This window comes from Parashewanella spongiae (assembly GCF_004358345.1).
GTDB lineage: Bacteria > Pseudomonadota > Gammaproteobacteria > Enterobacterales > Shewanellaceae > Parashewanella > Parashewanella spongiae.
Map to the genome: position 1 here is coordinate 5,259,922 of NZ_CP037952.1, position 12,502 is coordinate 5,272,423.

The following is a 12,502-nucleotide window of genomic DNA, read 5'->3' on the forward strand; positions in this document are numbered from 1 at the left end:
GGGAGTTTGATTTTCTCGCTGATTTTTTGAATGAATTAGTATGCTTAACTAATTTTGGATGTACTTCGCAGATATTTTATTGCGATAACTTGTTACTTCGTCCGATGACATATTGAAACACAATAGCTCTACACCGTGATTTTCAATCAATTGAAAATAATCAGTGATAGTTAATTGAATGCACGAAACACAATCGTAACAGAGTAATAGCTCCCTGAATTTCTGCCCAATATTTAGAATACAGCACTTTATTTCATTATCTCTGAGATAGAACAAGAGTTCTTTAAAACACTCATATGTGGGCGACTCAATCAAGTACAGTGCACTACTTCCATAAGTATTAATAACTTTTGATGAAGGTTGAATAAAAATGCGCTGATGTTCAGCCCAAGCATTACAACTTGTAATGCTAAAACATCTACCCATTCTTGCATTAACTTGTTTTAGAGACGAGAACAATAAGCCCTGTCTTGTATTAACTTCTACAAAAGGCTTATCTAATATTAAAAAGCAGTTTTTAAGCTCTTTAGCAAAATGTAGTGTGAAAAGGTGATTGATTTTAGCGAAAGCTATGCCTTGAATGTAAACTTTAAAGAATAGTTTTATCTCTGCATCGCATTTACTTCGCGATGAAATAATTGAGACTTTATCACCATGAGTTGATGTAAACTTCAGCTGAAAGGTTTTTTCTATATTGTTAAAACCCCGTAGAGATTCTGGAATTTCTTGCTGACAATAAGTATCAAGATGATCCGTTAACAACAGCAGGCCTTTTTTATGAAATAGTGTTATCTCATCTACCGTTTGTATTACGGATACCATCTTTTTCAACCCTCTCAGATAAATGAGTAACTGCTTTAATTCATCCTCATTATTATTTAATTTTTTTTCAGTTAGAAGGTTAATAGCCAATGCTTTTAGCTCAAGATATCTCTCCAAACGCTTCCCTGTGAATGCTTGCCCTTGTAGGTCGTGTCCTTGAGGAAGATCTATTTCTTCTAATGTATCAGTCAGCTCTTCTTGACCAAAAATTACTTTAAACGGGCACTGACATGGCGTCTCGATCATATATTTATCACTATAAGAAGTTGCAATTGTTAATACTCGTGACTGAAATAGCAAATTGCTTATAAAACGGAACTCTAATTGAAACAATGCCATTTACCAAATGAATAAAAGTTAATTGTTTTTGTTTAGGTTATCGAATCAAGTTATAAACTTGCAGGCTTCAGGAAGTCACAGCTAATTGCACCAAAGAACCGTTACTCGAAACAAAGCGATGTCGATGGAGTGTCAATAGAAATCCGCAAGATCTGTTGTAACTAATCTGAATAATCACTTACAAGAAATTACTTATTGAGTTTATTTAATTGCTTTGAAAGATTTAAATAATTTATGTTGAGGTAATTATCTAACTAGGGACTGTTTATCTTTCGTGATTATTTTTGCAGCGATAAATTGGTCGTTTTATACAAGACAGAACTTGTGCGGTTTGGTATTCCAAATAAGCAAGCGATAACGCAGTAGAAATGACCAATTTACGCTGTCTTAGATACTTTTGAGCGTTCTCTGTCCTGTGTTGTAACCCATTTACTTAGATGACTAAGCTTCACTGCTTACGCCTTGAACAGATAAACGCTCAAATAGCACAAAATTTAATCCTGAAAGATAAACAGCACCTAAATTGCTGAGGAACTTTTATGTCTGCTAGTCAAATTGCTCCCAATACGAGCTCAGGGTTCACTTTTAATGTTCATGTTGACCAAACAGATTCAGCAACATTCACTAAGGGAGGAATAGATTACGAGGTACATCAAGTGCGGTGCAGTCAATGTGAGAAATTTTTAGATATAAAAAGTTTACGACATCATGCTCAAAAAGTTCACCCATCTAGCCAAAATGCGACTCAATATATTCGTTCTGAAGCGAGTCCCCTCCCGAAGACTGATGATCAAAAAAAAGCTCGAAGAGCTGAAATCGCTGCAGAGATTATTCAGTGTTTAAAAAGTTATTCGTATAAGTGGATGGATATAGGGAGAGGTCTTGATATGTCACTTGAAGTGAATAACATAAAAGGAAATAATTCTCTTTTTAATAATTCACCAGTATCCTATTTAAGTGAACTTATTGATCAGTGGCTAGCAAAAAATAATGACGCTATAGGAGATACAAAGGCTGAACAGCAATGCTATATTACGCTTAAATCGGCACTGTCAAAGGCTAACTTGGGGTCCGTTGCAAATCAAGCTACTTGGCCAGGATTACAAAATATAAGCTTAGTGGATATAGCAGAACGAAAGAATAGTGGTAAGCAACGCCAGCCAACAGCTCATAATTCTGTTTCCTCTAATGGTTCGCGGTTAGTTCAACAGCTTGGCTATCTTCCATCACATATCCAATCGCCCTCTTCGCACCATCAAGCAGGCAGTGTTCATCATCCATCTCGCACAAAAGAAACACGTCAACCAGCACCATCTAAACGCTTAACTTATCATGATTTTGCTAAAATAAAGAATTTGCTTTCAACGGATGTAGTTGCACGCTGGGAAACACTAGCAGTACAATTAGGATTTAAAGGTAATGAGGTAAGTATTATTAAAGGAAATCCAATGAATATAATTTCAGGTCCTCATTCCTATTTTTTTAATGTGATCGATGATTGGTCACAGTGGTCTCCAGGGGATGGTAGAGGGTCGAAAGAACGCGCTAATATTGATGCCCTTAAAAAAGCGTTAGAGCGAATGGGTATTTCTGCTGATATTATTGCAAAACTCGATAGCATTAAATAATTTCCTATAAAGTTTGCCCGTAAGAGTGAAATGAGACAATTTAGTTTGCCCGTAACAACGCACATTTGGCTCATAAAAAAATTTACTGAGCAATTTAGAAATAAATAACTTTCTATAATGCTAACAAGGTCTTGCCCCAAAATCATTTAGAACATTAAACCTAAAAACATCTGTTGAACGCTGAGTATACGAGTAACTGCTTGAGCAATATGATGATTTTATTATCATGTTTTTCATCCAATGAGTGAAATGCTCTACGTTCACAAGCTTGCTAAAATGACTGCTATCTGCGTTGTAACTTTTGCAAGTAGAATAACTACTTGCTGCAAGCTACGCCTTACTATCAGCCATTTTTTCTACGCTTGAGAACGCAGTCAACTGATGTTTCTAGGTTAAAACAAAAATGCAATTAACATTTTAATATTGTCGTTGTTCTATGATATTCATTTTATGATGCGATCATACTAAAAAGTGTGCTCGCGAGTATCAAGTTATATGGACAGACTTGCTCAATACTATCATTCCTGAGTTGAATCTATCCTCGATAAACTCAAGTTCAAATTCATCTTTGAGAAAACTTATCATTCCACTTTTTAACGTATTATTACCATGATATCCAGTTATGATCGATGTTATGTTGTTTTCATTGTTTTTTTTGTGGTAACAAAATAATAGTTTTGCGAAAGCTAATGGAACACCTCGAATATGTGTACCATTGCCTGAATGTCCTTCGAAGATTTTATCCATATGCAAATCGATACAATGATTCATTAAGCCAACATTTTTTTTATATATTCCTTCTGTTATCCCTTTATCAATCATGCTTGCAAAATTATCTTTTTCAAGCGGCGCAAGTTGAGCATGTATTTGTGAAGGAGTACTCATGTCACATTTGTTCATTATTTTTTCTAAATACCATATTTCAGCGTCAAATTCCTTAGCCTTAATACATACTTTAATAAAGGCATTGTAAATGGCAACATTAGGCTCAATGCCCCATTGTTGCATTAAGCTGGCTGTACCATCATCGCCCAACACCAATGATTTGGCTTCTGCATAACGCCCTGTTTCAGCGCAGGCAGCCAGCAAATTCAGGCAAGTGATTGAATCAGCCTTTAGTGGTAGATGAGGAGCCATCACAGGCTTATCACCACACACCAGTTGCCAAGCACTATCAAACTGGCCAGTTTTAGCGCATACCGTGATAAAAGCATTGTAAATGGCAATATTAGGCTTGATGCCCCACTGTTGCATTAAGCTAGCTGAATCGCCATCGCCCAACACCAATGATTTGGCATCGGCATAACGCCCCGCTTCAGCGCAGGCCATCAGCAAATTCATGCAGGTGATTTGACAGGCCTTTAATGACAAATGAGGTGCCATCACGGGCTTATCTCCGCACACCAGTTGCCAAGCACTATCAAAGTAGTCAGTTTTAGCGCATACCGTGATAAAGGCATTGTAAATGGCAACGTTAGGCTTGATGTCCCACTGTTGCATTAAGCTGGCTGTAACTGTGTCGCCCAACACCAATGATTTGGCTTCGGCATAATGCCCCGTTTCAGCGCAGGCCGTCAGCAAATTTATGCAGGTGATTGAATCAGCCTTTAGTGGTAGATGAGGTGCCATCACGGGCTTATCACCACACACCAGTTGCCAAGCACTATCAAACTGGCCCGTTTTAGCGCATACCGTGATAAAGGTGCTGTATACGGCAACATCAGGTTTGATGCACCACTGTTTCATTAAGCTGGGTGTATCGCCATCGTCATCGCCCAACACCAATGACTTGGCTTCGACATAACGTCCCGCTTCAGCGCAGGCCGTCAGCAAATTTAGGCAGGTGATTGAATCTGCCTTTAGTGGTAGATAAGGTGCCATCACAGGCTTATCACCACACACCAGTTGCCAAGCACTCTCAAACTGGCCCGTTTTAGCGCATACCGTAATAAAGGCACTGTAAACGACAACATTAGGTTTGATGTCCCATTGTTGCATTAAACTGGCTGTAGCTGTATCGCCCAACACCAATGATTTGGCTTCGGCATAACGCCCCGTTTCAGCGCAGGCAGCCAGCAAATTCGTGCAGGTGATTTGATTGGCTTTTAATGGCAAATGAGGTGCCATCACGGGCTTATCACCACACACCAGTTGCCAAGCACTCTCAAACTGGCCAGTTTTAGTGCATACCGTGATAAAAGCACTGTAAATAGCAACATCAGGCTTGATGTCCCACTGCTGCATTAAGCTGGGAGTAGCTGTATCGCCATCGCCCAACACCAATGATTTGGCTTCGGCATAACGCCCCGTTTCAGCGCAGGCCATCAGCAAATTCATGCAGTTGATTTTATTGGTCTTTAATGACAAATTAGGTGCCATCACGGGCTTATTACCACACGCCAGTTGCCAAGCACTATCAAATTGGCCCGTTTTAGCGCATACCGTGATAAAGGCGCTGTAAATGGCAGCATCAAGTTTGATGCCCCATTGTTGCATTAAGCTGGCTTTAACTGTAGACGTTTCGCCCAACACCAATGATTTAGCTTCTGTAAAACGCTCCATTTTAGCGCAGGCCGTCAGCAAATTCATGCAGGTGATTGAATCTGCCTTTAGTGGTAGATGAGATGCGATCACGGGCTTATCAGCACACACCAGTTGCCAAGCACTATCAAACTGACCCGTTTTAGCGCATACCGTGATAAAGGCATTGTAAATGGCAATATTAGGCTTGACGCCCCATTGTTGCATTAAGCTGGCTGTAGCTGTATCGCCCAACACCAATGATTTGGCTTCTGTAAAACGCTCCATTTCAGCGCAAGCAATGAGCAGGTTCATGCAGGTGATTTGATTAGCTTTTAATGGCAAATGAGGTGCCATCACGGGCTTATCATCACACACCAGTTGCCAAGCACTATCAAACTGGCCAGTCTTAGCGCATACCGTGATAAAGGCATTGTAGATGGCAACATCAAGCTCAACGCCCCATTGTTGTATTAAGCTGGCTTCAGCTGCATTGCTTAGCACCAACCTTTTGGCATCTGAATAATTTAAATTTAACTTAATTAATTTCAATAATAGTGTGCATGTTTTCGATTCATAGGACGATTTAAATCGTGTTATGTCACTAAAAATGCCGTCGAAATTAGATGAATGGCTGTCAGAAAACTCGGCCGCTTTGTGTAACAGTTTATGGATTAACCTTATGTCCCATGATGTTTCCATGACCTGTTTGTCGCTTTTTAGGCTGTGAATGATTTCAATAAGCTGCGAAAGTTTAGTGCAACCACCAATTAATACATTTAACTCAATACCCAGTTGATTCTTGGTTTTCTGTTTAAGTTTCCAAGAGTGGATGAGCGCACTAGTCTGAGCAAAAAAGGAATTAGGTGAGGAAGGTGGTTGCTGTATTTGCTTGGTATATCGAGTGCTCGATTTAGGAGTAATGGAGCGGGGCTCAGTTGCAAAACGTTGGCGAACATTACTTGGCTTCTTACAATAATGAGTCTCTCGTGTGCGAGAGTTAGAGCGAGTCGACGATGACTTATTGTTGAAAAAATCATACAGCTTTTGTCTATCGGTTTTGTTTAATCTTTGATAACCCTGTTGTAAGTTTTCATCACCATCAAACCTTGAAACCTCAAAGTTAAGATAGGATAGAGCTTCGCTAGGGTATTCTTGGAGGCTTTTGAGCATGAATCTATATATTGATCCATGCTCAGCAGAAGTGTGCACTGTCGCCATCACATTACTCAATAAGTGAGTGAATTAACAAGCTAAGAAATAACGCACTGAAATGATAAATACAAAAATATTCAGCTTTAAGGCATTCTATAAATGTATAACAGAAAATTATCCACCATACAGGGAGCCGTTTGGTAGCTCATAGCTGTATCTCAGACTCAAAAAATAATGAAATTGTGCGTAAATTGGTTCTGTCCGTTTCCTTGTTAGATTCAGAAAGACCGTCCCTGATTTTTAATGACACTACGGGCAAACTTTAGTTGTTACAGGCAACTTTATTGTCTCTACACATCATTAACAAGCCTGCCCGCAGGCTACACCGCTACTCCATGAAAATTGAAAATTAAATCCACCGAGCCAACCACTTACATCGATAACCTCACCAATAAAATATAAACCTGAAACTTTTTTTGACTCGAACGTTTTTGAAGATAATTCATTGGTATCAACCCCGCCAAGTGTCACTTCCGCCGTTCGGTAACCTTCAGTATTATTCATCAGTAATTGCCAGCTATGAATTTGCTGACAAACTTGCTCTATTTCAGCATGAATAAGCTGATTGAGTGATTTTGCTAGTAGAACTTCATCAAATAAGGCTTCTAGTAGACGCTTAGGTAACCTCTTTGCTAATGCATTTTTTAAACTTTGCTTTGGTGAGCTTTGTAATTGCTTTTCCATTAACTCAGCTAAATCATCATTCGGTAGCAAGTTAATCCCAATCGCTTCACCCGATTGCCAATAATTTGAGATTTGTAAAATCGCAGGGCCAGATAACCCTCGATGGGTAAACAATAATGCTTCACTAAACTGTGTGCCATCTTGTGCCGTGATCGTGCTAGGAACCGCAATACCTGAAAGTGTCTCAAATTGCTGTTTGGCGTCGCTGTGCCAGGTAAAAGGCACTAAACCTGCGCGAGTAGGTAATACTTGTAAGCCGAATTGCTCAGCCAGTTTATAACCAAATGGCGTTGCGCCGAGTTTTGGCATCGACAAACCGCCTGTGGCAATAACTAAACTGTTACAACGAAAATCACCGTTAGAGGTCGTTACCGTAAAGCCGTCATCATCATTCTTCTCGACCGATAGTATTTCTGTACGCAGTTGCACATTGACACCAGCCCATTCACATTCTGTCATCAGCATATTAACGATTTCTTTCGCTGAATCATTACAAAATAGTTGGCCATGATCGCGCTGGTGATATTCAATCCCATGACGCTCTACCAGTTCAATAAACTGCTGCGATGGGTAACGTGCAAGTGCTGACTTCACAAAGTGAGGATTGCTACAAATATAGTTAGCTGGTTCAACTTTTACATTGGTGAAATTACAACGTCCACCACCGCTGATGAGAATTTTTTTGCCGGCTTGCTTTGCGTGATCCAGCACTAGTACGTTGCGACCTCGATAACCTGCGGTAGCCGCACACATTAACCCTGCGGCACCTGCACCAATAATGATCACATCGTAATTTTGCACTGATAACTAACTCTACTTTATTGGAAAAAGTTAATGATTATACCAGCATTCTGTTAATGGTAACTTGCTACCATTAATTAAACCTCAACAAAATTTAGATTCATGATTACATTTAGACTTGAAAGTGAGCATAAGTCAGTAGAACTTATCTGCCACCAGCTTAATAGGAGTGAATATCTTATTGATCTCAAAGAGTCTTACGGAAAAATAATTAGGTATAAAGTTCACAACTTTGGGAATGAAACTCGCATTATCCATTTCCATCGTTTTGTACCGGATTCTATCTGTGGTCTACAGAAAGTTAATCCACTTCATCAAAGTTATATTGAAACATTCCTCATTCACAAAAAACAAGAACAAGTAACACCACATTCAAATAATTATAATGATTGGTGTATTGATACAGAAAAATCTCAATCGTCAGGCAAATCATTATCTAATACTGTTGACAGTCCCCCCTCTAAAAATAGCGATCTCGACACATCTCATTGTAGAACTCTGAGTACTTTTCAACCTAATCCACTTCTTTCAAGTAAAGAGGTTCCTAAAGCACCTCGCTATGACTTTGAAACAATGAGTGAGACAAAAACAGCATTAGAGCACTTAGCTAAAAGCAACAAAGACCATGCTCACATTGACGTACCAGACTTAAATCGTTTACTCGATTTTTATGGCATATACCATGTTAGCAAATTACCTCAAGAACTTTTTTCTTTTACCGCATCTAGGCAATTACAGTATTTACAAACAAAAGAAGCCGAATCAATGCCTAAAGTTGATGCTAGCGAAGAAGCATCATTAAAAAAACTCCTACTAAAGAACCAAATCAACTTCGATGCTTTACCCTCAAAGTTCCAGAGAAGTAGAGAGTTTAGAATTATTGCTTGTAATAATGATTGGCAGACGTTAAAAAGCATCCCTGTGACCGAAGTCGACCCTCAGTTATGCAAGATTGCCGTACAGCAAAATTCAGAAGCCTTCAAGTTTATTAAAGAAAAGTGGCCACAACATATTGATTTAAAAATGTGTCTGTTGCTATTAAAAAAAGACAGTTCAAATCTTAATCTCATCCCAAATGAAATATTAGAAAAAGATAATAACCATCAATTATATCAGTGCCTTTGCTTAAACCATAAAAACGTTATTCATCTTATTCCTGATAAAGTGAAAACCTATGATTTTTTCTATAAGCTGGTTTTTCAACAAGGTAATTTGCTCAATATATGCCCTAATGATTATAAAGATGAAACCATGTGTCTTTGTGCATGCAAGAGTGGACTCTCATCTACGAGTTATCTACCAGATGAATTAGTAAGAGGTGAGCAGTTTTTAATAAAAGCGATAACTTGTCGTCCTTATCTTCTCCACACTCTATCGAATGAACTAAAAACTGAGCCTATTTGTAAAGCTGCATGTATGTCACCTTCAGGTACTATTTTTGAAGATGTTCCTATAAAATTTAGAAATAACTGGTCACGCGAAGACTACACCGCATTTATCAAATCAAATGATTTTACATTTATAAGTCACATTCCAGAAAACAAAGTAACGACAGAGCATTATAAGCTCGCATGCGAACATTTTTCTGAGGAATTAAAATCAGTTCCACCCGATGAAAGAACACCAGAGTTATGTCAGATAAGTTTAAGGCATCCAGCACGATTAAAAATGCTTCCAGAATGCCCAGAGAAAGTATTAACTCCTGATTTTATCGAACAAAATATTAATTATATAAGAGAAGATGAACTTGATCTTATTTCCCCCATTCTGGAAAAATCAGGAAGGAGTGCTCGAATATTAAGTCCTATACTATTAAGGTCTTCAAGTTCTCAATTGCACCTTTTATCTTCTACTCTCTTATCATCACAAACTAAACTCGAACTTGCTGGTTTTATTCTCAAGCCAGAATGTTCTACACTACAGGTACCAAATACTTTACTCTATGAAGCTGTTTCACCACTTGAACAGCCTAGAAGTTATGGGGGTATTTCCAACCCATTTCTATCAGAGCTTCTTTCAACGGCAAACTCTTGTGCTCATGTATCTCCCATAAATCTCAATCTAGGGCAAAAACTATCTGAGTATACTTCTCTTCAAAAATCTGCCATGTTTTCCTCTAATCCACCTGAAACTCTAATAACAGGAAAATTACCTGAAGTTTGTGGGGGTAGGGCCTTTAGGTTCAAAGACGAAGTTAGCGAAAACTACCACTATTTTAAATTTAAAAAGAAAAGCGAAACCGAAGAGGAATTCTTAACCGAAGGTCTCACTTATCAATATATAGAGCGGTCAAGTGAAATATCACAACACCTGAAAAGTACACTTCCAAAACCCATGAATGTAAGCAAAATCAAACTCAGTATTCTCAATAGCTCTCTGAAGCAGATGATTGAGCAGTTTGATGATGAAGTGGAAATAGAAGCGCTAGGTGGCGAGCAATATGTAAAGGTATTTCATTATAGTGCACCAAAAGGCTATACCTATTATGCTCATACGGCATTAAAAAATGATGACACGACCATTGATTATTCCGCCCCTAAACAAGGCCTTTATTTGGCGTCACATGATATTGGTGTATTAGCAAGTATGGGGCTTTCTTTAACCAGCTTACTACCCGTTTGGCATTCTACATCTCAAAGTCGCCGTTGGATGATCTTTCATTCCTTCTTCAGTGATCTAGACTTTCTACAAACGGGTGTATTCGATAAATGGCTCAGCTCAGGAACCGATAGAGCTGATATAGGTTTATGTGGCATTAGAGATGTCGGGGATCATATCCTTTTCGGCCGACTTAGAAATAACTTCGTATGTAATAATCATAACCCTTATATTCACAATAAACATACGCAAGAATGGTTAATTCATGCTAATTTCTTAGGAGAAGGTCTATTAGCAACTCATTTACTCGCCGCCAGATTACTACGTAACAAAGACTATTATCATTATAAAAATGAAGCTGCAATAGCTGAGATAAAAGAATTAATCGAAATGAACTTCAGTGAATTAATTTTAGGCTACTTTGCTCATTCAACAAGACCTGCACCATCTCTACAAAAAATTATGAATGTAAATAATGAGGAGCTTCAAAATTGGTTAACTCGCACGGCTCAAGAAATATTATACTGGACAGCCAAACAACCTCACGAAGAAGAGCTATTAACAAATCCTACGCAAACTAAACCTGAAAACTATCAAAATCATGATGCTTATGCCTCACATCTAGAAAACGACCATATTTCTTTAGAATTATATCCTGAACAAAGCAGCTATAATTTCCGCTTCCCAGCAAGCTTTACCGCCCAAGATGAGCTTATGCTGGGTACGAGAAATAGCAATCTTGTATTAATATCGCTGATCCGAGGAATAACAAGGTGCGTTACAGGAATAATAGAGCACAACAGAAAGTCACAAACGCTTGAAAACAGCTAAAAAAAAGGCGCTATTTCAGCACCTTTCTCATGAATATTTTGCACCAATACTACAGTAAAGATTCGCTTTTGCGATCGCGTCCGAGTAATTCTTTTGCTACCGCTTTTGCATCTTTACCTTGGTAGAGCACTTGGTAAAGTTGCTCGGTTATGGGCATTTCCACACCTAAACGCTTAGCTAAAGTAAAAACTTCTTTGGTATTGCGATATCCTTCAACCACTTGACCGATTTCGGTTTGCGCACCTGTGATATCCTTACCTTGACCTATGGCTAAACCAAAACGTCGATTACGGGATTGGTTGTCTGTACAGGTCAGAACTAAATCGCCAAGCCCAGCCATTCCCATAAAGGTGTTAGATTGCGCACCTACCGCTTCGCCTAAACGAGTGAGTTCAACCAAGCCGCGGGTGATTAATGCGGTACGTGCATTAGCACCAAAGCCAATACCGTCAGACATGCCTGCGCCAATCGCAATTACATTTTTTACTGCCCCGCCCAATTGCAAGCCAATAAAATCAGGATTTGCATATACACGTAAGCGTGATGGGCAATGCAATAGCTCGACTAATTCGTTGGTGAATTCATCGCAAGTGCCAGCCACAGAAATTGCCGTTGGCATCCCCGCGGCGAGTTCTTTAGCAAACGTAGGACCAGATAATACCGCTAATGGAATATCTTCGCCCAATTGCTCTCTGGCGACATCTTTAAGCAAACGACCCGTTTCTGGCTCTAACCCTTTGGTAGCCCAAACCACACGCGCATCATGTCGCAGTAGTGGTTTAATTTGCCCAAGCACAGAACCAAATACGTGACTTGGTACTACAACCAATACATTACGACTGGCTGCAAGAGCTAAAGCTAAGTCCGCTTCGATTTGCAAAGAGTCAGGAAATTCGATGCCCGGTAAAAATTGATCGTTACTACGCTGTTGTACTAAACGCCCCATATGTGCAGCATTGTGGCCCCACAACATAGTCTGATGACCACCACGGGCTAAAGAAATGGCAAGGGCGGTGCCGTAAGAGCCCGCCCCTAATACCGTTATATCAGCGTGATTAGTCATG

Annotated in this window: 6 protein-coding genes; 2 read left to right on the forward strand and 4 right to left on the reverse strand. The window is 39.2% G+C overall.

Annotated features, from left to right (window positions below; all coding sequences use genetic code 11):
* Nucleotides 1-48 precede the first annotated feature (48 nt).
* Nucleotides 49-1,068 carry a hypothetical protein gene (locus tag E2I05_RS20840; protein WP_121855132.1) on the reverse strand — a complete coding sequence of 340 codons (1,020 nt, stop codon included), beginning with the start codon at nucleotides 1,066-1,068 and terminating at the stop codon, nucleotides 49-51.
* Between the two features lie 632 nt (nucleotides 1,069-1,700).
* Here E2I05_RS20840 and E2I05_RS20845 point away from each other — a divergent pair.
* Complete coding sequence (locus tag E2I05_RS20845) at nucleotides 1,701-2,789, forward strand: death domain-containing protein (protein WP_121855131.1); 1,089 nt, start codon at nucleotides 1,701-1,703, stop codon at nucleotides 2,787-2,789.
* Nucleotides 2,790-3,275: 486 nt separating this feature from the next.
* Here the strand turns inward: E2I05_RS20845 and E2I05_RS20850 are convergent, their stop codons facing one another.
* Together E2I05_RS20850 and E2I05_RS20855 are read right to left on the reverse strand one after the other, a co-directional pair.
* Complete coding sequence (locus tag E2I05_RS20850) at nucleotides 3,276-6,530, reverse strand: pentatricopeptide repeat-containing protein (RefSeq protein WP_133309829.1); 3,255 nt, start codon at nucleotides 6,528-6,530, stop codon at nucleotides 3,276-3,278.
* Between the two features lie 294 nt (nucleotides 6,531-6,824).
* Complete coding sequence (locus tag E2I05_RS20855; RefSeq protein ID WP_121854674.1) at nucleotides 6,825-8,009, reverse strand: BaiN/RdsA family NAD(P)/FAD-dependent oxidoreductase; 1,185 nt, start codon at nucleotides 8,007-8,009, stop codon at nucleotides 6,825-6,827.
* A gap of 102 nt (nucleotides 8,010-8,111) precedes the next feature.
* On the opposite strand from E2I05_RS20855, the gene E2I05_RS20860 reads away from it, so the two are divergent.
* Nucleotides 8,112-11,438 carry a hypothetical protein gene (locus E2I05_RS20860; protein WP_121854673.1) on the forward strand — a complete coding sequence of 1,109 codons (3,327 nt, stop codon included), beginning with the start codon at nucleotides 8,112-8,114 and terminating at the stop codon, nucleotides 11,436-11,438.
* Between the two features lie 49 nt (nucleotides 11,439-11,487).
* Here the strand turns inward: E2I05_RS20860 and gpsA are convergent, their stop codons facing one another.
* A complete protein-coding gene (gene gpsA / locus E2I05_RS20865; protein ID WP_121854672.1) occupies nucleotides 11,488-12,501 on the reverse strand; it encodes an NAD(P)H-dependent glycerol-3-phosphate dehydrogenase in 1,014 nt (337 codons plus the stop codon).
* Between the last annotated feature and the right edge of the window lies 1 nt (nucleotide 12,502).

Bases quoted from the DNA above. Each gene is read 5' to 3' on its own strand.
- E2I05_RS20840 (WP_121855132.1), bottom strand. From the start codon at position 1,068: ATGATCGAGACGCCATGTCAGTGCCCGTTTAAAGTAATTTTTGGTCAA.
- E2I05_RS20845 (WP_121855131.1), top strand. From the start codon at position 1,701: ATGTCTGCTAGTCAAATTGCTCCCAATACGAGCTCAGGGTTCACTTTT.
- E2I05_RS20850 (WP_133309829.1), bottom strand. From the start codon at position 6,530: ATGGCGACAGTGCACACTTCTGCTGAGCATGGATCAATATATAGATTC.
- E2I05_RS20860 (WP_121854673.1), top strand. From the start codon at position 8,112: ATGATTACATTTAGACTTGAAAGTGAGCATAAGTCAGTAGAACTTATC.
- gpsA (WP_121854672.1), bottom strand. From the start codon at position 12,501: ATGACTAATCACGCTGATATAACGGTATTAGGGGCGGGCTCTTACGGC.